Genomic DNA, 18,132 nt, shown 5'->3' with positions numbered 1-18,132 from the left:
GCGTCAGCGCCTCAGGAAGAACTGAATCGGCACGACGATCTCCAGGCTTTCGCCTGGTTGATCGGAGGGCAACGGCGGCAGGGGTTGGGCGCGCTGCAGGAGTTCCAGCCCTTCCTGGTCGAGGGACGAGACGCCAGAGGCGCGCTCGAGCCGGGCGGCAAGCACGCGGCCATCGCGGCTCATGGTGAAACGCACATAGGTCACGCCTTCCTGTCGCGCGCGCTGCGCCTCGGAGGGATAGCGCTTGTGTCGCTCGAGGTGGCGCAGCAGCAGCCCCTTCCAGGTCGGCAAAGTCGCGGATGGCGGTTCGGGCGTCGCACCGGCCATGGGTGCGGCCGCAACCGCCGCCTGCTGCGGCGCGGCCTGCGGGGCGGAGACCTTGGGCTGCGGCGGCTTCTTCTCGACCTTCTTTTCCGGCGGCTTGGGCGGCGGCGGCTTGAGATCGACCGGCGGTGGCGGCTCGGGATCGGGCAGCGTCACCTCGGCCATCACCGGCGGTGGCATCTCGACCGGCGGAGGCGGTTCGGGCTCCGGTATGACTTCGCTGAGCTCGGGGCCCGGCGGCGCCTCGTTGGGCGTGGCCTCCGGCGCCGCGGGCAGCGGCGCCATCTCCACCATTATGGCTGCCGGCGGCGGGGCGAATGGCACCTCTGAATGCGTCCAGCCGAGCGCAATGCCGACCGCGCCGGCGTGCAGGGCCAGCACGAAGGCAAACGAGGCACCCCAGCGCAGACTCTCCCTCATTGCTCCAATCCGACCAGAGCAACCTTCAGATAGCCCGCCGAGCGCAGGACATTCATGGCCTGCATCAGCTCGCCATAGGGCACGGTCTTGTCGGCGCGCAGGAAGATGCGCTCGTCCTTCTTGCCGCCCGTCGCCTCGTCCAGCGCCTTGGCCAGCTCCTCACGATTCACAGGCTGCTCCTTCAGCACGAAGGAGAGGTCTGTTTTCAACGTGAGATAGAGCGGCGTGTCGGGTTTCTGCTGTCGCTCGGCCGTCGAGAGCGGCAGATCGACCGGCACGTCGACCGTGGCAAGAGGCGCCGCCACCATGAAGATAATGAGCAGCACCAGCATGACGTCGATGAAAGGCGTGACATTGATCTCGTGGTTTTCCGCGAGTTCGTCCGAACCATGATCCAGCTTGACCGACATTTACTTCGCCCCTGACTTGCCGACGTCCCGCGACACGAGGCGGAGAACGGCAGCCGATGTGTCGCCCACCAGGGCGCGGTAGGCGGCGATGCGCCGGGAGAAGTGGTTATAGATCACGACCGCCGGAATGGCAGCGGCAAGCCCCAGCGCCGTCGCCAGCAGGGCCTCCGCGATGCCGGGGGCCACGACGGCGAGATTCGTGGTCTGCGACTTCGAAATACCGATGAAGGAATTCATGATCCCCCACACCGTGCCGAACAACCCCACGAACGGCGAGGTCGCTCCGATGGTCGCCAGGACGCCCGTGCCCTTCAGCATACGACGCCCCGTCGCCGCTTCCAGCCGCTCCAGCCGTGATGCGATGCGTTCCTTCAAGCCATCGCGGTCATCCTTCGAGTCGGCGCTGAGCTTGCGTTCGGTCTGCGCGGCTGCGACGAGATCGTTGACAGGTGCCGCATCGAGCGACGGCGCACTGTCGATGGCGGCAAGGACGCGCGTCTGCCGTCGGTGCGCGGCGGCAAGCTCGAAGCTCTTGGCGAGGAACACCGTCCACGTCAGCACGGAGGCAATGACCAGGCCGATCATCACAGCCTGCACCACCCAATCGGCAGCGAGGAACATGCCCAGCACCGACAGATCGCGCGGCAGCGCTGCCGCGGCGGCAGGAACGGGAGAAGCTGTGGGCGATGCGACAGGTGGCGCGGCAACCGGCGGCGTCTCCGTCGAAGAAGCAGGAGGGGCGCCGGGAGGCGTGGTAGCCGAAGGCGTGGTCGCGGGAGGTGTAGTTGCAGGAGGTGTGGTCGCAGGAGGTGTGGTCGCAGGAGATGTAGTCGCAGGAGGCGTGGCGGCAGGTGGCGTGGAAGTCGACGGGGTCGACGTCGGAGGCGTTGCAGCCGGCGGCGGCGTCGTTTGAGCCAAGGCGAGCGTCGGCAGGAAGATCAGAACGGCAAGCAGACGAGAAACGCGCATGTGATGAAGCCAGCCTTAGATATGATGGAAGAGACGCGCCAACGGACGCAGCCACCGGGCACGCCAAGTCAACGTACAGACCACAGCTACGGCACCAATGCTGAGCATCGTAGCCCAGAGCAGCGAGCCGAAGCCCGCGCCCTCATGTCCCACTGCCAGGACCAGCGCCGCTACGAGCAGGGCGTAGCCCACACTGCGCAGCAGCACCAATACCCGCTTCGGACAGTGATAGGCGCCACCGAGATGATGCCAATGCCGATCCTGGCTGAGCGCCAGCAGGGCGAACCCTAAATAGGTCACGGTGACCAGGAGCATCAGAAAAACGTAATCAGGCATGCTGTCGCGCTCTCACCGGGTCAGGCTTGCGATATTCGAGCTTCAACGCCGTCAAAGCGGCCACGGCAGCGCCGATCAGCAGCAGCAGGTCCATGCCGCCGACAGCCTGAAGACGGCTATCAAGGAGACTGCGTCCGAGGTGATCACCCGTGGTGATCCCGTTCAGCACGACGGCTGCAACGGCAAGCGCGGCAATCGCCCAGCATTGCTCGATCCAGGCACGATGCGGACGCATCCAGGCATGGGCGAAGGTAGCGAGCCACACGAGGTAGAAGACCCACATTTCGAGCGAAGCACGGCCTGCGCCCAGGACTGTCGCATCGGCGGGAAGCAGCCGGTTGGCGACAAAGAAGGAAAGCGTGGCGGCGATGATGCCGGTGACGCTGCCGATCGTCAGGCCGTCGACGATCGACACACCACGCAAGCCGAGCTGGGTGTGTTTGCGACGGCGTGATTCCAGCCAGAAGAGATAGCCGGTGGCGATCAGCACACAGCCGACAAGACCCAGTGCGAAATAGATCCACCGTAAGGTCCAGTGCTGGAACTGGATGAAGTGCAGGCCAGAGATGAAACGCTGCGCGGTCACCACGGGCGCTGTTTCGAAGCGGCTCAGGAGAGTGCCGCTCGGCGCGTCGAAGAAGAGGGTTTCGACGCGCATGGTTACGACATCCCGATAGGACCGGCCAATCTGGACGACTGCGGCGGCATCACCGGGGTTGGTGACGCGCATGTAGAACGGCTCCTCACCCGCCCAGAGACGTCGCGCCTCGGCAACCATGTCATCGAGAGACGCAAGAGGTGCCGCCTGATCTGCCTTCGGCCGACTGTAGTTGCCCCAGGTCTCGCGATTGAACAGCTCGCGCTTGCCATCGAAGGGGAGCTGCCAGACCGACGGAAAATAGATCGAGAAGAAGATGATCAGGCCGGAGAGCGAGATCATGAAGTGAAACGGCAGGCCGAGCACGCCGGTGACATTGTGGAGGTCGAGGATCAGCCGGCGCGGCTTCTTCTCGGCCCTGAAGGTGAAGAACTCGGTGAAGATCTTGCGATGGATCACCACGCCCGAAACGCAGAGCACGAGCATCGCCATGCCGGCGATACCGACCAGCCAGTAGCCGATGTCCCAGACTCTGAGATTAAGACTGTAGTGGAAGGGGAAGATGAACCGTGTGCCAGCCAGGGTTCCGGGGTCTGGCAAGGCGGCCCCAGTTACGGGATCGAGGAAACGCAGGACAAAGCCGTCCTTGCTGCGATAGTTCTCGCGATAGACCGGCTGGCGCTCTTCCGGGAACACGATCGTCCACATCGTCGCCCCGGCGGCGGCAGCGGCTTCGATGGCTGGGCGGAACTTCTCTGCGGGGAGACTGTCGTCTGGCACGACGAGGCGTGTCGCCGGCGCCATCCAGCGATCGATCTCGCGATCGAACACGGAGAGCGTGCCCATCCAGAAGATCGCGAACAGCAGGCCACCCAGGACCACACCGGTCCAGGTGTGCAGCCAGTTCATCGAGGCCCGGAAGGTCGGCTCCATGTCAGCTTCCGCCGACCAGACGCATCAAGCCGATGGCAGCGCCCCAAGAGACGACGCCCGCGGCGACGAGCATCGAGCAGAGTCTCAACAGGGATCGCTCGGCAAAGGCCCAGAGGAGGAGCGCGAGATAGAAAATGAAGGCCAGCATCGAGGCGAGGATCACGGCCTCGCTGCGCGGCAAGCCGCCGGTCACGAACAGGATCACAGCCGTCAGCGCCGCGAGACCTGCGGCAACGGCATAGCCGCCGCCGATGGCGGCGAGCAGGCGAAGGACGATCCTGAGGCTTTGCTGGCGCACGACAGCTACCGTCGTTCAGCGAACGATCGCACGTCGCCGCAGCCAGCTCCGACCAGCAAGATCGACACTGCTCCGTGGAACGGCAGGAACGGAGGCAATAGACAGTCTCTCTTCTGAGTCAGGCATCAAGAACCTGGGCAACGAGGGTTCCTGTCTCAAAGACGATTGGAGGGCGCCGATTTACAGTGACCTGCGTCACTTATGCGCTGTCGAAATGACATAGCTGGTCTACGTTAATTGCGAGTAATTCGCAATTACAAATCATGCCCAGTCAGGGCACCAAGCCTGCCAAGCGGCTTCAGGGGTGGCCGGAGTCGGGTTCAATCAGCCGGTGCATGGCCGTCGCCAGCAGGCGCGGCGTCGCAGCGTCCTGGAGGGTGAGCGGCCCTGGATCAATCAGGATCATGTTGTTCAGGGTGCCGTACATGATCTGGAAGGCGAACCGGATTCGCTGCTCGAGGTCCGGCGTCGACCTTCCGCCGAGCAAATCCACGATCATGGGCAGGGCATATTCGACCTGGATACGGCCGAGTTCGCGCATCGGCGTCCAGCTTCCAAGATCGCTGCCGGCGCGGCGCAGCGATGCCCGGACGAGGCCGTGATGCCGTTTCAGCCAGATGATGCCGCCCTTGGTGATCCAGTTCAGGAGCTGGACGAGGTCATCGCGCGGGATGCGATCCGATCCGTAGCGAGCGGCCAGCTCGCGCCGGCGATCCTCGACCACTAGCCGCTGCAGGGTATCGACGAAGGCGTCCTTGCTCTCGAAGCGGGCATAAAATGAGCCGACTGTCGTCCCGCAGCGCGCGCACAACGCCTCGACCGAGAGGCCGTCGAAATCGTGCTCCTCCAGGAGCGCCAGCCCCTCGTTCATCAGCCTGACGACGAGCGCGCGGCTGCGTTGCTGCTGGGTCGGCCGCAGCCCCGGCACCTTCGCCTCGGCGATCAACTGCTCGTCCAGCATCTCCGGAACCCCACCCTTGCGTTGGACGCACTTGCCAGACAATCAAAACTAGAATTATAATTCTAGTTATAAGAATTTCACCGGAGGAAAGCAAATGCGCAATTCCCATTTCGACGTACGCCCGACATCCGGGGCGGTGGGTGCGGAAATCCTGGGCGTCGATCTGGCCAAGCCGCTGACGCCGTCGGAAGCCGACGAAATCCGTGGCGCGCTCTTTGAACACGGCGTCATCTTCTTTCGCGACCAGAAGCTCACGCCCGAGCAGCACATCGCCTTCGCCGGAAGCATCGCGCCGATCAACATCAACCGGTTCTTCAAGGCGGTTGAGGGTCACCCCGAGATCGCCGAGGTTCGCAAGGAGCCCGACCAGAAGCGCAACATCGGCGGCGGCTGGCATACCGATCACAGCTACGATCAGGTGCCGGCGCTGGGGTCGGTCCTGCTGGCGCGCGAAGTCCCGCCGCGCGGTGGTGACACCATGTTCGCCAGCATGGCGCTGGCCTACGAAGCGCTGTCCGATGGATTGAAGCGCACGCTGGAAGGAATGCGCGCCGTACATTCGAGCCGGCATGTGTTCGGCGCAACGGCACAGTATGCGCGCGATACCGTGGGCCGCATCGGCAACGCCGAACTCGCGACCCAGGATGCGATCCATCCAGTGGTGATCCGGCATCCCGGGACCCAGCGCAAGACGCTCTACGTCAATCCGGGATTCACAACGCATTTCGAAGGCTGGACGGCGCAGGAGAGCAAGCCGCTGCTGGACTATCTCTACGCCCACGCCGCGCAGCCGCAGTTCCAAACGCGCTTCCAGTGGCGCGAAGGCTCGATTGCCTTCTGGGACAATCGAGCCACCTGGCATCTCGCGATCAACGACTACCAAGGTGAGCGGCGCCTGATGCACCGCATCACGCTGGATGGCGTTCCCCTCGTCTGAGGGGAACTGCCCTAGTTCCTCACTTCTTCTGGGCGCCCGGCAGGAAATCGTCGAGCGGCACGCCGAAGCTGTTCAGCGCCCAGGAGACGAGATTGTACTGGCCGACCGTGAAGACCGCGTCCATGAGCTGCTCCGTCGAATAGGTCTTCGAGAGCGTGGCCCAGGTCGCGTCGGAGGCGACGGAGTTTTCGTAGAGATCGTCGGCGAGCTGCATCAGCGCTGCCTCGTGCTCGTTCCAGCCCCTGGCCTTCGGACCTTCCTTGATGTTCGCGACGTCGGCATCACTCACGCCGCCACGCTTGGCGATCAGCTCGTGCTGGGCGAACTCGTATTCGGCCTGGTTCAGCCAGCCGATGCGCAGGATCAAGAGCTCGCGGTCACGGAACGGCAGGGTCTGCTTGGAGAGGATGTGGCCGGCGAACGGCGTCCAGCGCTTGGTGAGGTTGGGGTGGTGCGCCAACACCTTGAAGATGTTGAACACCTGGCCATTCATGGCGTTCTTTTCGACGGCCTCGCGTTCCTCGGCCTTCAGGGTCGCGAGGTCACGCAGGGGAATTCGTTGCTTGCGCTTGATCACCGGGTCTTTCTCCTTGCAGGTCTGGACGTGGACTAACGCCACGCCGTTCGACCGACAAGGTGAAAGACGTCACTCGGCGCGAGGACTTTCGCGCGGCGGCTGTGGCGGCTGTAGCCGCGCTGCGGCAAGCTTGGCCTGACCCGGGGTGCTGAACTGCGCACCGTCGAGCTGAAAGAAAGGACGCGCATAAGCATGGAAGCGGAAAGCGTTGCCTTCCTTCAGGACGATGCCCGCAGGTTGACCCCAGATTTCGACGACGAAGGGTTCGGGCATGGCACGGTCTCCCTTGGGGCTGAAGTGTCTGTGGCCACTCCCACATGGTGTCGACAGCGCGCCATGACAATGGTTGATGCTGTCGAACCTGCGGCGAGTGATAGAAGACCTCTCGCGTACGGCATCAATATGGCGACAACGCTTCTCCCCGTTGCCAACATGGCCAAGCCATAGGAATGATGACGTCTCGATGACACGCACGGCACTGCTTCGAACAGCCACTCTCGCGCTTCTGGCGCTGCTGTCCTGCATCTCGACTGTCAGTGCTGCAGATCCGCTGACAGCGACGATCGTGGAACGCGGCATCTACACGCTCGACACCGGCGAGAGGTCGCGACAGCCGAGCGGCGTGATGACAACGACGGTGTCGAATCTCTGTCACATCCTCAGCACGACAACGATACCGGCGCGGCGAAACCTGTGGTTCGGCTTTCGCTATCGTCTCGACGGCCCGGTGGATGGCACGCTCGTGACCCTGAGGCTGGTCACTCATTTTCCAGTGCCGGTAAAGCCTCCTCGCACATCCAAGGAAGTCACCTCGTATGAAAGGGTGATCGGCGCAACCGTTGGCGTTGCCCAGTTCACCGGCTACGGCTTCGAAGAGGATTGGGAGTTCATGCCCGGCCCCTGGATCTTCGAACTCTTCGAAGGAGATCGGTTACTCACCCAGCAACGTTTTATGGTCGTACGCGACAACAATGAGCCGGCACTCTCCGGCGATGGCCGCCTCAACTGCTTCGCGATGACACGCCTCGATGGACCAGCCTTCAATTCGCAGGCACTCTGACGGCGCAGGTGGACCATGAAGCTGACACGTTCTGCGTTGCTGAGCCTCACCGGTGGCGGCCTGCTTGCCGGCCGCCATGTTGCGGCGCAACCAGGTAATCAAATGCATCGCCGCAAGATCCCTTCTTCGGGTGAACTGCTGCCGGTCGTCGGCGTCGGCACGTGGCGCACCTTCGATGTCGGTGGTAAGCCCGAGGACCGCGTGCCGATCGCCGAAGTGTTGCGCTTACTCTTCGAGGCGGGCGGATCGGTGATCGACACGTCGCCGATGTACGGCGCGGCCGAGGCCGTGGTCGGCGATCTGCTGACGGCCGCGAACGCACGCAGCAAGGCCTTCATCGCCACCAAGGTCTGGACCAGCGGGCGCGACAGCGGCATCGCCCAGATGCAGGCGTCGTTACGACTGCTGCGCACCGACCGCATCGACCTGATGCAAATCCACAATCTGGTGGACTGGCGCGCCCACCTGCCGACCTTGCGGGCCTGGAAGGCGGACGGCCGCATCCGCTATCTCGGCATCACGCATTACACGCAAAGCGCACACGACGAGCTGGAGCGCGTGATGCGCGCCGAGAAGTGGGACTTTGTGCAGTTGAACTACGCATTCGACGACCGCGCGGTGGATCAGCGCCTTCTGCCGCTGGCCGCGGAGCGCGGCATCGCGGTGATCGTCAACCAGCCGTTCGGCGGTGGCGGCCTTCTGCGCAAGCTCTCGCCGCGCAAGCTCCCCGAGTGGGCCGGCGAGATCGGCGTCACGAGCTGGGCGCAGCTCCTGCTCAAGTTCGTGCTGGCCAATCCTGCCGTGACCTGCGTGATTCCCGGCACCAGCAAGCCCGAGCATATGAAGGACAACCTGCAGGCGGGCTTCGGCGTTTACCCTGATGCAGCCTTTCTGAAGCGCATGGTGGCGGAGATCACAACCTAGAGCGGCAGCTCCGTCTCGATCCACGTCGTCGCCGACTTGTGCTTCGACTGCCAGCCCAGCTCACTGCGGGCGCGCTTGCCGCGGACACGGCTGTTGGAGCCAAAGGTGTAGGCGGCGCTGCTTTCGCCCAGTTCCTTGACCGCATCGGCGAAGGGCCAGGCTTGCGGACTTGCGAGGCCGAGGCGCTTGGCGATCGAGACGCAGATGTCGCGATAGGACGCCTCGCCGTTCTCCACAAAGTAGAAAGCCCCGGCCGGCGCCTTGGCGAGCGCGAGGCTGTAGAGGTCGGCCACGTCCTCGACATGGACATTCGACCAGATGTTCAGCCCCTGGCCGACATGGCGCACAACGCCCGTCTTGCGCGCTCGTGCTGCCAGCCCCGGGATCTGAGCGCTGTCGCGCGCCAGGCCGAGGCCGTTGCCATAGATCATGGTGTTGCAGAGAACGACCGAGCGCACGCCTCGCTGGCTGGCGTCGCGGATCGCCCTGTCGATGGCAACGCGCGCTACCTTGCCCGGTACGGGATCGAGCGGCGTCTCCTCGTCGTAGATGCGGTCCGAGGCCTTATCACCATGCGCCTCGTCGGCGACGATGCTGGAGCCGCTGGTGTGCAGGAACGGCTTGTTCGAGCCGGCGAGGCCTTCGATCAGGGCATCGATGGCGCCGCGATGATCGCTGTTCGCCGTGTTGATCACCGCCTCTGCACGGCGCGCTTCGGCGGTGAGGATCGCCGCATCGTCGAGGCCGCCCGCCACCGGTTCGATGCCGAGGGCCGCGAGGCGCTTGCCCTTCTCGGCATCGCGCACCAGACCGCGCAGCTTATGGCCATCCTGCAAGAGACGATGGGCGACGGTGCCGCCGATATAGCCCGTGGCGCCGGTGAGGAAGATGTTCATGGGCGGCTCGTTTCCTTCAATCGTCCGACAGCTTCGCGGACCGGGCCATCGAGCCCTTCGCCGCCGGCCTCCAGGTGCGCGACGATAGCCGCCCGCATGCGCGGGTCCCAGAACTTCCGAAGATGATCGGCAATGGCCGCAGCCGGATCGCCCTGACGCTGTGGCACGAAGAACTGGCCGATCTGGTTGGCCATGGTCACCAGCCGCTCTTTCGACCCTGTCGCGGACATAGTTTCTACTCCGCCGCGACCTTGGCGATCCGCCTACTGCGATCCGCCTGCGCCGCGTAGTCACGCTGCCACTCGCTGGGACCGTTGGAGGGTGAAACCTGCACGGCCGTGACTTTGTATTCCGGGCAGTTGGTCGCCCAGTCGGAGAACTCCGTGGTCACGACATTGGCTTGCGTGTCGGGGTGGTGGAAGGTCGTGTAGACGACGCCTGGCGCCACACGATCGGTGATCTGGGCACGGAGCGTCGTACCGCCAGCGCGACTGTCGAGCTTCACCCAATCACCGTCGCGTACGCCGCGCTGTTCGGCGTCGTGCGGGTGGATCTCCAGCACATCCGCGTCATGCCACACGATGTTGTCGGTGCGCCGCGTCTGGGCGCCGACATTGTACTGCGAGAGGATGCGGCCGGTGGTGAGCAGCAGCGGGAAACGCGGCCCGGTGCGCTCGTCCGTCGGCACATACTCGGTGATCATGAAGTTGCCTCGCCCGCGTACGAAGCCGCCGATATGCATGACCGGCGTGCCGAGCGGTGCCTTCTCGTTGCACGGCCATTGGACCGAGCCCACCTCGTCGAGCAGGGCATAGGAAACACCGGCGAAGGTCGGCGTCAGCCGCGCGATCTCGTCCATGATTTCCGAGGGATGCGCATAGGGCATCTCGAAACCCATGGCCTTGGAGATCGCCAAGGTAATCTCCCAGTCGGCCAGGCCGTTCTTGGGCGTCATCACACGGCGCACGCGGTTGATGCGGCGCTCGGCGTTGGTGAAGGTCCCGTCCTTCTCGAGGAAGGTCGAGCCCGGCAGGAAGACATGCGCGTAGTTCGCCGTCTCGTTCAGGAACAGGTCCTGGACCACGACGCATTCCATCGCCTTGAGGGCAGCCGCAACGTGGGTCGTATTGGGATCGGACTGCAGGATGTCCTCGCCCTGCACGTAGAGGGCCTTGAAGCTGCCGTCGATCGCCGCATCGAACATGTTGGGAATGCGCAGGCCGGGCTCGGCGTCGAGCGGTCGGCCCCACATCTTCTCGAACATGGTGCGGGTCGCATCGTCGGAGATGTGGCGATAGCCGCTGAGCTCGTGCGGGAATGAGCCCATGTCGCAGGAGCCCTGGACATTGTTCTGGCCGCGCAGCGGGTTCACGCCCACGCCCGGCCGACCGAGATTGCCGGTCACCATCGCGAGGTTGGCGATGGCCATGACGGCGGTCGTGCCCTGGCTGTGCTCGGTGACGCCGAGGCCGTAGTAGATCGCGCTGTTGGGACCGGCGGCATAGAGCCGGGCGGCGCCACGGATCGCCTCGGGCGAGACGCCGGCCATCAAGCCGACCGTCTCGGGGCTGTTGCGCTCCTCCGCCACGAAGGCCGCCCAATACTCGAAGGCATCGCGGTCGCAGAAGGTGCGCACGAAGGTTTCGTCGACCAGGCCTTCGGTGACAATGACATGGGCCAGCGCATTCAGGATCGCGGCATTGGTGCCGGGCCGGAGCGGCAGATGAAAGTCGGCCGCGACATGCGGCATGCGCACGAGGTCAGTGCGGCGCGGATCGATCACGATCAGCCGGGCGCCCTGGCGCAGCCGCTTCTTCATGCGGGAGGCGAAGACCGGATGCGCATCGGTCGGGTTGGCACCGATCACCAGGATGACGTCAGACTGTTCGACGGAGTCGAAATCCTGCGTGCCGGCCGAGGTGCCGAAGGCGGTCCTCAGGCCGAAGCCGGTCGGCGAGTGGCAGACGCGGGCGCAGGTATCGACATTGTTGTTGCCGAAGCCACCGCGCACCAGCTTCTGCACGAGGTAGGTCTCTTCGTTGGTGCAACGCGAGGAGGTGATGCCGCCGATCGCCAGGCGTCCGTGCGTCTCCTGCAGGCGCTTGAACTCCGACGCGACCCGGCCGATCGCCTCGTCCCAGCTCACCTCGCGCCAGGGCTGGTCGATGGTCTCTCGCACCATCGGCTTCAGGATACGCTCGCGATGGTTGGCATAGCCCCAGGCGAAGCGGCCCTTGACGCAGGAGTGACCGCGATTGGCCTTGCCGTCCTTGTAGGGGACCATGCGCACCAGCTCTTCGCCGCGCATCTCGGCCTTGAAGCTGCAGCCGACGCCGCAATAGGCGCAGGTCGTGACGACCGAATGCTCGGGAATGCCGATGTCGATCACGCTCTTTTCCGACAGCGTCGCGGTCGGACAGGCCTGGACACAGGCGCCGCAGGAGACGCATTCGGAACTCAGGAAATTGTCGGCAGCCGCGCCGGACGAGACCTTGGAGTCGAAGCCGCGGCCTTCGATGGTCAGCGCGAAGGTGCCCTGCACTTCCTCGCAGGCGCGTACACAACGCGAGCAGACGATACACTTGGACGGATCGAACGTGAAATACGGGTTCGACTCGTCCTTCGTCTGCTTGGTGTGGTTCTCACCCTCGTAGCCGTAGCGCACTTCGCGCAGACCGACAGCGCCCGCCATGTCCTGCAGCTCGCAATCACCGTTGGCGGCGCAGGTCAGGCAGTCGAGCGGATGGTCGGAGATATAGAGTTCCATCACGCCGCGCCGGACCTGCTTCAGCCGCTCGGTCTGGGTCGATACGACCATGCCCGCCGCCACTGGTGTCGTGCAGGACGCCGGCGTCCCGGCGCGGCCGGTGATCTCGACCAGGCATAGCCGGCAGGAGCCGAAGGCTTCGACGGAGTCGGTGGCGCAGAGCTTGGGCACCTGGATGCCCGCTTCAACGGCGGCGCGCATGATGGACGTGCCGGCCGGCACGGTGACGGCGTGGCCGTCGATAGTGAGGCTTACCGTCTCTTCGGCGCGACTGACCGGCGTGCCGTAGTCGATTTCGTGAACGAGGGACATAGTGGCCTCTTACTCGGCCGCCGCGACGAGGCGCGGCCGGTCGAAATCTTCGGGGAAATGCTTGATGGCGCTCATCACGGGATAGGGCGTGAAGCCGCCCAGCGCGCAGAGCGAGCCGAACTTCAACGTCTGGCAAAGGTCGGTGATCAACGCGAGATTGTCGGTAACCCGCTCGCCACGGATGATCTTGTCCATGGTCTCCGTGCCGCGCGTCGAGCCGATGCGGCAGGGCGTGCACTTGCCGCAGGATTCGATGGCACAGAATTCGAGCGCGAAGCGCGCCTGGCGGGCCATGTCGACAGTGTCGTCGAACACCACGACGCCGCCATGGCCGATCAGCCCATCGAGCGCGGCAAACGCTTCGTAGTCGAAGGCCGTGTCGAACAAGGCGCGCGGGAAGTACGCACCCAACGGACCGCCGACCTGCACCGCACGCACCGGACGGCCACTCGCCGTACCGCCGCCGATCTCGTCGACGATCTCGCCCAAGGTAAGTCCGAAGGCCGCTTCGAAAAGGCCGCCATGCTTCACGTTGCCGGCGAGTTGGATCGGCATGGTGCCGCGCGACCGACCCATGCCCAGTGCGGCATAGGCCTCGGCGCCATCGGCCAGGATCGCCGGCACGGTCGCGAGCGAGATCAGGTTGTTGATGACGGTGGGCTGGCCGAACAGGCCCTTGTGCGCCGGCAGCGGCGGCTTGGCGCGTACCTGGCCGCGCTTGCCTTCGAGGCTTTCCAGCAGCGACGTCTCTTCGCCACAGACATAGGCGCCGGCACCGACCCTCACCTCGATCTCGAAGCCCGCCGCCGCGCCCAGGAGGCCAGCGGCTTCAGCGACGGCAACTGCCTTCGAGAAGGTCCTGATGGCATCGGGATACTCGGAGCGGATGTAGACGTAGCCCTTGCCCGCACCGACCGCGAGGCCGGCAATGATCATGCCTTCGATCAGCACGAAGGGATCGCCTTCCAGGAGCATGCGGTCGGCATAGGTGCCGGAGTCGCCCTCGTCGGCGTTGCAGACGATGTATTTGCGGTCGGCGGGCGCGTCAGCGACGGTCTTCCACTTGATGCCGGTCGGGAAGCCCGCACCACCACGGCCGCGCAGGCCGGACGTCGTTACTTCGGCCACGGTGCCGGCTGGGCCCAGGCTCCGCGCCCGCTCCAGACCACGCAGGCCATCGTGTGCGCGATAGTCGTCGAGCGACAATGGATCGACGATGCCACAACGAGCAAAGGTGATGCGCGTCTGGCGCTTGAGGAAGGGGATCTCCTCCGGCCGGCCCACGCAGAGCGGATGGCTGGCTGCGAACCGGCTGTAGCCCGCGAACAGGCCCGGCACGTCGTTGGGCGTAACGCAACCAAACGCAATCCGCCCCGTGGGCGTCGCGATCTCGACCATCGGCTCCAGCCAGAAGAGACCGCGTGAGCCGGTACGTACGATCTCGACCTCGACACCGTGCCGAGCCGCCTCGTCGCGAATGGTCGCGGCCACTCTGTCGGCGCCAACAGCGCGCGCCGCGGCATCGCAGGGAACGAAGATGCGCAATGCGCTCATCGCCCGATCTCCTCGGCGAGCGCCGCAATCGATGCCGTTGTGAGCCGGCCACGCGGTTCGCCATCGAGTAGCGCCGACGGCGCGCAGGCGCAGAGGCCGAGGCAATAAGTGGCTTCGACGGTGAGATGGCCGTCGGGTGTCGTGCCGCCCCACGCCACGCCGAAATGGCGCAGCACCTGATCGGCCAGGGCCTCACCCTGCATGGACTGACAGGCCTCGGCACGGCAGAGCTTCAGGACATGCCGCCCGGCCGGTGCTTCGCGGAAGTCGTGATAGAAGGAAACGACGCCGTGGACTTCGGCCCGCGTCAGGTTCAGCGCCGTGGCGATCTGGGGAATGGCCGGTGCGGGGATGCAGCCGAACTCGGCCTGCACATCGTGCAGGATTGGCAACAGCGGCCCTTCCCGGCCCTCGTGCCGCCGGATGATTTCACTGGCCCGGCTTTCGTTCCACGCCGTCGGCATCGATCGGCTCCCATCCCTGTTTTGACCGGCTTGGTGCCGGCTTTTTCACAAGGGATGATCCGCCTTCGCTACTGCACTCTCAATAAAGCTGTCCGGTGCTGCGATAGAACATATCTATCAATGGGATCGCATTACCAGGCAAACCGCTATTGCGGCGTGAGCACCTTGGCGAGCTGGGTCGCCTCCGCCACCAGGGCCGTCGAGAGCGGCGTCATGGGTTCCCGCGGCGGCACGACCAGGCCGATCTGGTGTACGGCCGACGGTTCGACGATGGGGATGGCGCGTAAATGGTCGGTGAGGCCCAAAGTATCAGCCAATTTCTCCGGCATCACCGTCGCCCAGCGGCCGGTGCGCACATGCGAGAACAGCACGATCATCGAATTGGATTCGAGGGTGGGCTCGGCACGGCCGTTCGACGTGCCAAGCAGGCGGTCGATGATACGGCGGTTCTGCATGTCCGGTGTCAGCAGGCAGAGAGGGATGTCGGCGACCTCTGCCCAGGTCACCTGATCGCGATCGCCGAGCGGGCTGCTCTCCGATGTAAGAAGCCGGTACTGCTCGAGATAGAGCGGCACGGTGCGCATGCGTCCCAGCGGCTCGTTGTCGATGTAAGTGAGGCCGGCATCGACTTCGAGATTTTCGACCATCGACAGGATCTCGATGGACGTGCGCGACAGGATGGTGAACTTGACGTTGGGATGCCTGGCGCGGAAGGGTGTGGTGAGCGCCGAGACCATCGGCAATGCGGTCGGGATCGCGGCGATTCTCAGCCGGCCGCTCAGGCCCTTCTTCAGGGTCTGCAGATCCTGTCGCATGGCGCGCGCATCGGCGACGATGCCGCGTGCCCAGTCGAGGACATGCTCGCCCTCGGTCGTGAAGCCGATGAAGCGCGACGTGCGCTGCACCAGCATGACACCCAACGTATCCTCGAGCTGCTTGATCGCCGCCGAGAATGTCGGCTGCGTGACGCCACATTGCTCCGCAGCCTTGCTGAAATTCTGCTCCCGCGCCAGCGCCAGCAGGAACTCGAGCTTGTCGATCATCGTGTCAGCATATCGCGTGGTGCGGCGGCGGCGTAGCCGCTAGAATCACCTTCCATAGGATCCCCAGCGAGGCGTGCATGACCGAGGCGGCGAGAAGCAGTCGGCGGACTGTCATCATGGGCCTCGGCAGCCTGGGCGCACTCGGCCTCGCAGGATGCGCGATCGGCACCAGATCGGGCGCGCCGCCTCTGCCGCCACTGCGCCTGCAGATGAGCCGCGTCGCCCGCATCACCGTGTGCCTGCGTCCTTTCCGTGCGGCCGGTCCACGACTCGAAGTCGAAACGGTCGGCGACAAACGCGTGGTTCACAATTACGGCCACGGCGGCAGCGGTTGGTCGCTTGCCTGGGGGTCGAGCACCATCGCCACCGGCATGGCACTGGAAGGTGGCACACGCGAGGTCGCGGTGATCGGCTGCGGTGCCCTTGGCCTTACCTCGGCCCTCCTGCTGCGCCGCGCCGGCGCCCGCGTGACGATCTACGCCAAGGAGCGCCTGCCGCAGACCCGGTCGGCGCGCGCCACGGGCACCTGGTCGCCGGACTCACGCATCGCCGCCACTGACAGCGTGACGCCGACCTTTCCCGCCCAATGGGAGGAAATGGCGCGTACCTCCTATGCCACCTACCAGAGCTATATCGGCCTGCCGGGCGAACCGGTCGCCATGAGCGATCGCTATGTGCTGTTCGACGACGCGGTACAGCCGACGCCCGCCGGACCGAACATATCGGCCGAGGAAGTTCATTTCGCGAGTTACGGCCAGCGCCTGGCCGGCCTCACGTCTCCCTACCGCTACCTGCCGACCAACGAGAACCCTTTCCCCGTGGCCCATGCGCGGGTGGGAACATCCATGCAGTTCAATATCGCCGCATTAGGACAACGGCTGACCGACGACTTCCTGCGTGAAGGCGGCCAAATCGTCGATATGACGTTCGACACGCCGGCCGATCTTGCGCGGCTCAGGGAACCAGTGGTCGTCAACTGCACGGGTTACGGCGCCCGTGCCTTGTGGAAGGACGAGTCGGTGGTGCCCGTGCGTGGCCAGATCGCCTGGCTCATGCCGCAGCCGGAAGTTCGCTACGGCCTCTTCTATCGACACGTCCTCATGCTCCCACACCCCGAGGGCATCGTCGTCCAGGAGACCGGCCGGAACGACATGTATGGCTATGGCAACGCCGACGAAGCGCCCGATCGAAGCGAGGCTGCAACGGCCATGGCTACGATTGCCCCGCTCTATCGCTAGAGCGCGAGGGTCATCTGTGGGGGCACTTTGGGCTCCTCGCGCTCGTGCAGGTTGGAGAGCGAGACGCCAAGCAGGCGCACCTTCTTCTCCAACGGAAAGATCGTGCGCACCAGTTCGCGGCTCGTGCGCTCCAGCATGTCGCGCGTGCCGACCGGTTCAGACAGCGTGCGGCTGCGCGTCACGATCTGGAAGTCGGCATACTTGACCTTCACCGTCACCGTGCGGCCGACGATGCCGGTGCGTTCGCAGTAGGACCAGACATCGTCCAGCACCGAGGCCACGCCCTCTTCCACCGCCTGCGGCCGGTCAAGATCCTCCATGAACGTCGTCTCCGAGCCGACCGACTTGCGCGGCCGGTTAGGCACGACCCGGCGTTCGTCATGCCCGCGCGCGATGGCGTAGTAGTAGGTGCCGGAGCGTCCAAAATACTGTTCGAGGAATTCGAGCGTCTGCGCCTTGAGATCGGCGCCGGTATGGATGCCGAGCCGGTTCATCTTCTCCGCCGTCTTCGGTCCCACACCATGGAATCTCGCCACCGGCAGGCCCTCGACGAAGGCCGGACCTTTCTCGGGCGGGATCGTCGTCTGGCCGTTGGGCTTGCGATGGTCCGACGCGAGCTTGGCCAGGAACTTGTTGTAAGAGATACCGGCTGACGCGGTGAGGCCGGTGCGCTCGAGGATGCGGGCGCGGATCTCGCGGGCGATCTCCGACGCGAGCGGCATGCCCTTGAGGTTCGTCGTTACGTCGAGATAGGCCTCGTCGAGCGACAACGGCTCCACCAGCGGCGTGTAGTCGAGGAAGATCTCGCGGATCTGGCGCGACACTTCCTTGTAGACGTCGAAGCGCGGCTTCACGAAGACCAGCTCGGGACACATCCGCTTGGCCGTGACCGAGGGCATGGCCGAACGCACACCGAACTTTCGCGCCTCGTAGCTCGCGGCCATGACGACGCCACGCTGGCGGCCGCCGACCGCGACCGGCTGGCCGCGCAACGCCGGGTCGTCACGCTGCTCCACGGACGCATAGAAAGCGTCCATGTCGACATGGATGATCTTGCGGATCGGGGTTTCCGCCATGACCTGATTATAGAGGTATGAGCCCTGGGTATCGC

The 18,132-nt window shown here is 64.8% G+C and carries 21 protein-coding genes; 5 read left to right on the top strand and 16 right to left on the bottom strand.

What is annotated here, in order from left to right; all coding sequences use genetic code 11:
- Window positions 1–3 precede the first annotated feature (3 nt).
- The 3 genes from EPO50_RS19890 to exbB are packed head-to-tail and all read right to left on the bottom strand — an operon-like array spanning window position 4 to window position 1,775.
- Window positions 4–744 carry an energy transducer TonB gene (locus tag EPO50_RS19890; protein ID WP_296346754.1) on the bottom strand — a complete coding sequence of 247 codons (741 nt, stop codon included), beginning with the start codon at window positions 742–744 and terminating at the stop codon, window positions 4–6.
- Complete coding sequence (gene exbD, locus EPO50_RS19885; protein WP_296346753.1) at window positions 741–1,154, bottom strand: TonB system transport protein ExbD; 414 nt, start codon at window positions 1,152–1,154, stop codon at window positions 741–743. The genes EPO50_RS19890 and exbD overlap by 4 nt, the downstream gene beginning before the upstream one ends.
- Window positions 1,155–1,775 (bottom strand): tonB-system energizer ExbB, encoded by a 621-nt coding sequence (gene exbB, locus EPO50_RS19880; protein ID WP_296346752.1) that lies wholly within the window; start codon window positions 1,773–1,775, stop codon window positions 1,155–1,157. It lies immediately after the preceding gene.
- On the opposite strand from exbB, the gene EPO50_RS19875 reads away from it, so the two are divergent.
- Complete coding sequence (locus EPO50_RS19875) at window positions 1,774–2,067, top strand: hypothetical protein (RefSeq protein ID WP_296346751.1); 294 nt, start codon at window positions 1,774–1,776, stop codon at window positions 2,065–2,067. The genes exbB and EPO50_RS19875 overlap by 2 nt on opposite strands.
- 71 nt (window positions 2,068–2,138) lie before the next feature.
- Here EPO50_RS19875 and EPO50_RS19870 read toward each other — a convergent pair whose 3' ends face one another.
- From EPO50_RS19870 to EPO50_RS19855, 4 genes are all read right to left on the bottom strand, one after another.
- Window positions 2,139–2,459, bottom strand: coding sequence for a DUF3325 domain-containing protein (locus EPO50_RS19870; RefSeq protein WP_296346750.1), 321 nt, complete (start codon window positions 2,457–2,459; stop codon window positions 2,139–2,141).
- The gene (locus tag EPO50_RS19865) at window positions 2,452–3,990 is read right to left on the bottom strand and encodes a PepSY domain-containing protein (protein WP_296346749.1); all 1,539 of its coding nucleotides are present in this window, start codon (window positions 3,988–3,990) and stop codon (window positions 2,452–2,454) included. Before EPO50_RS19865 ends, EPO50_RS19870 begins: the two co-directional genes overlap by 8 nt.
- A gap of 1 nt (window position 3,991) precedes the next feature.
- Window positions 3,992–4,288, bottom strand: a complete 297-nt coding sequence (locus tag EPO50_RS19860) for a hypothetical protein (protein WP_296346748.1) — start codon at window positions 4,286–4,288, stop codon at window positions 3,992–3,994.
- A 298-nt stretch (window positions 4,289–4,586) separates the two neighbouring features.
- Window positions 4,587–5,249, bottom strand: a complete 663-nt coding sequence (locus tag EPO50_RS19855; protein ID WP_296346747.1) for a TetR/AcrR family transcriptional regulator — start codon at window positions 5,247–5,249, stop codon at window positions 4,587–4,589.
- A 94-nt stretch (window positions 5,250–5,343) separates the two neighbouring features.
- Between EPO50_RS19855 and EPO50_RS19850 the strand changes: the two genes are divergently transcribed.
- Entirely contained in the window at window positions 5,344–6,186 is an 843-nt protein-coding gene (locus tag EPO50_RS19850) for a TauD/TfdA family dioxygenase (protein ID WP_296346746.1), read from the top strand.
- A 19-nt stretch (window positions 6,187–6,205) separates the two neighbouring features.
- On the opposite strand, the gene EPO50_RS19845 is transcribed toward EPO50_RS19850, so the two are convergent.
- Window positions 6,206–6,763, bottom strand: coding sequence for a carboxymuconolactone decarboxylase family protein (locus tag EPO50_RS19845; RefSeq protein ID WP_296346745.1), 558 nt, complete (start codon window positions 6,761–6,763; stop codon window positions 6,206–6,208).
- A 69-nt stretch (window positions 6,764–6,832) separates the two neighbouring features.
- Entirely contained in the window at window positions 6,833–7,036 is a 204-nt protein-coding gene (locus EPO50_RS19840) for a hypothetical protein (protein ID WP_296346744.1), read from the bottom strand.
- A 190-nt stretch (window positions 7,037–7,226) separates the two neighbouring features.
- Between EPO50_RS19840 and EPO50_RS19835 the strand changes: the two genes are divergently transcribed.
- Both EPO50_RS19835 and EPO50_RS19830 read left to right on the top strand, forming a co-directional pair.
- Window positions 7,227–7,823: a DUF3859 domain-containing protein gene (locus EPO50_RS19835; RefSeq protein ID WP_296346743.1), complete on the top strand. Its 597-nt coding sequence runs from the start codon at window positions 7,227–7,229 to the stop codon at window positions 7,821–7,823.
- A 15-nt stretch (window positions 7,824–7,838) separates the two neighbouring features.
- Entirely contained in the window at window positions 7,839–8,747 is a 909-nt protein-coding gene (locus EPO50_RS19830) for an aldo/keto reductase (protein ID WP_296346742.1), read from the top strand.
- Here EPO50_RS19830 and EPO50_RS19825 read toward each other — a convergent pair.
- The 6 genes from EPO50_RS19825 to EPO50_RS19800 all read right to left on the bottom strand — a co-directional run bounded on the left by EPO50_RS19825 (window position 8,744) and on the right by EPO50_RS19800 (window position 15,783).
- A complete protein-coding gene (locus EPO50_RS19825) occupies window positions 8,744–9,643 on the bottom strand; it encodes an NAD-dependent epimerase/dehydratase family protein (RefSeq protein WP_296346741.1) in 900 nt (299 codons plus the stop codon). The genes EPO50_RS19830 and EPO50_RS19825 overlap by 4 nt on opposite strands.
- A complete protein-coding gene (locus EPO50_RS19820; RefSeq protein ID WP_296346740.1) occupies window positions 9,640–9,873 on the bottom strand; it encodes a formate dehydrogenase subunit delta in 234 nt (77 codons plus the stop codon). The genes EPO50_RS19825 and EPO50_RS19820 overlap by 4 nt, the downstream gene beginning before the upstream one ends.
- A gap of 5 nt (window positions 9,874–9,878) precedes the next feature.
- Window positions 9,879–12,722: a formate dehydrogenase subunit alpha gene (gene fdhF, locus EPO50_RS19815; protein WP_296346739.1), complete on the bottom strand. Its 2,844-nt coding sequence runs from the start codon at window positions 12,720–12,722 to the stop codon at window positions 9,879–9,881.
- A 9-nt stretch (window positions 12,723–12,731) separates the two neighbouring features.
- Window positions 12,732–14,276: an NADH-quinone oxidoreductase subunit NuoF gene (locus EPO50_RS19810; RefSeq protein ID WP_296346738.1), complete on the bottom strand. Its 1,545-nt coding sequence runs from the start codon at window positions 14,274–14,276 to the stop codon at window positions 12,732–12,734.
- Entirely contained in the window at window positions 14,273–14,740 is a 468-nt protein-coding gene (locus EPO50_RS19805; RefSeq protein ID WP_296346737.1) for a formate dehydrogenase subunit gamma, read from the bottom strand. The genes EPO50_RS19810 and EPO50_RS19805 overlap by 4 nt, the downstream gene beginning before the upstream one ends.
- 146 nt (window positions 14,741–14,886) lie before the next feature.
- The gene (locus EPO50_RS19800) at window positions 14,887–15,783 is read right to left on the bottom strand and encodes a LysR family transcriptional regulator (protein ID WP_296346736.1); all 897 of its coding nucleotides are present in this window, start codon (window positions 15,781–15,783) and stop codon (window positions 14,887–14,889) included.
- Window positions 15,784–15,860: 77 nt separating this feature from the next.
- On the opposite strand from EPO50_RS19800, the gene EPO50_RS19795 reads away from it, so the two are divergent.
- Entirely contained in the window at window positions 15,861–17,021 is a 1,161-nt protein-coding gene (locus EPO50_RS19795; RefSeq protein ID WP_296346735.1) for an FAD-dependent oxidoreductase, read from the top strand.
- Here EPO50_RS19795 and dinB read toward each other — a convergent pair.
- Complete coding sequence (dinB, locus tag EPO50_RS19790) at window positions 17,018–18,097, bottom strand: DNA polymerase IV (RefSeq protein WP_296346734.1); 1,080 nt, start codon at window positions 18,095–18,097, stop codon at window positions 17,018–17,020. The genes EPO50_RS19795 and dinB overlap by 4 nt on opposite strands.
- Window positions 18,098–18,132: the final 35 nt, after the last annotated feature.

It is taken from the genome of Reyranella sp., from assembly GCF_004297405.1.
GTDB lineage: Bacteria > Pseudomonadota > Alphaproteobacteria > Reyranellales > Reyranellaceae > Reyranella.
Note: the sequence above shows the minus strand (reverse complement) of the source record. Positions and strands in the feature narration are given on the sequence as shown.

Coding starts and splice junctions, on each gene's coding strand:
- EPO50_RS19825 (WP_296346741.1), bottom strand. CDS start 9,643: ATGAACATCTTCCTCACCGGCGCCACGGGCTATATCGGCGGCACCGTC.
- EPO50_RS19890 (WP_296346754.1), bottom strand. CDS start 744: ATGAGGGAGAGTCTGCGCTGGGGTGCCTCGTTTGCCTTCGTGCTGGCC.
- EPO50_RS19835 (WP_296346743.1), top strand. CDS start 7,227: ATGACACGCACGGCACTGCTTCGAACAGCCACTCTCGCGCTTCTGGCG.
- EPO50_RS19810 (WP_296346738.1), bottom strand. CDS start 14,276: ATGAGCGCATTGCGCATCTTCGTTCCCTGCGATGCCGCGGCGCGCGCT.
- EPO50_RS19875 (WP_296346751.1), top strand. CDS start 1,774: ATGCCCAGCACCGACAGATCGCGCGGCAGCGCTGCCGCGGCGGCAGGA.
- exbB (WP_296346752.1), bottom strand. CDS start 1,775: ATGTTCCTCGCTGCCGATTGGGTGGTGCAGGCTGTGATGATCGGCCTG.
- exbD (WP_296346753.1), bottom strand. CDS start 1,154: ATGTCGGTCAAGCTGGATCATGGTTCGGACGAACTCGCGGAAAACCAC.
- EPO50_RS19850 (WP_296346746.1), top strand. CDS start 5,344: ATGCGCAATTCCCATTTCGACGTACGCCCGACATCCGGGGCGGTGGGT.
- dinB (WP_296346734.1), bottom strand. CDS start 18,097: ATGGCGGAAACCCCGATCCGCAAGATCATCCATGTCGACATGGACGCT.
- EPO50_RS19805 (WP_296346737.1), bottom strand. CDS start 14,740: ATGCCGACGGCGTGGAACGAAAGCCGGGCCAGTGAAATCATCCGGCGG.
- EPO50_RS19800 (WP_296346736.1), bottom strand. CDS start 15,783: ATGATCGACAAGCTCGAGTTCCTGCTGGCGCTGGCGCGGGAGCAGAAT.
- fdhF (WP_296346739.1), bottom strand. CDS start 12,722: ATGTCCCTCGTTCACGAAATCGACTACGGCACGCCGGTCAGTCGCGCC.
- EPO50_RS19820 (WP_296346740.1), bottom strand. CDS start 9,873: ATGTCCGCGACAGGGTCGAAAGAGCGGCTGGTGACCATGGCCAACCAG.
- EPO50_RS19865 (WP_296346749.1), bottom strand. CDS start 3,990: ATGGAGCCGACCTTCCGGGCCTCGATGAACTGGCTGCACACCTGGACC.
- EPO50_RS19855 (WP_296346747.1), bottom strand. CDS start 5,249: ATGCTGGACGAGCAGTTGATCGCCGAGGCGAAGGTGCCGGGGCTGCGG.
- EPO50_RS19870 (WP_296346750.1), bottom strand. CDS start 2,459: ATGCCTGATTACGTTTTTCTGATGCTCCTGGTCACCGTGACCTATTTA.
- EPO50_RS19795 (WP_296346735.1), top strand. CDS start 15,861: ATGACCGAGGCGGCGAGAAGCAGTCGGCGGACTGTCATCATGGGCCTC.
- EPO50_RS19840 (WP_296346744.1), bottom strand. CDS start 7,036: ATGCCCGAACCCTTCGTCGTCGAAATCTGGGGTCAACCTGCGGGCATC.
- EPO50_RS19830 (WP_296346742.1), top strand. CDS start 7,839: ATGAAGCTGACACGTTCTGCGTTGCTGAGCCTCACCGGTGGCGGCCTG.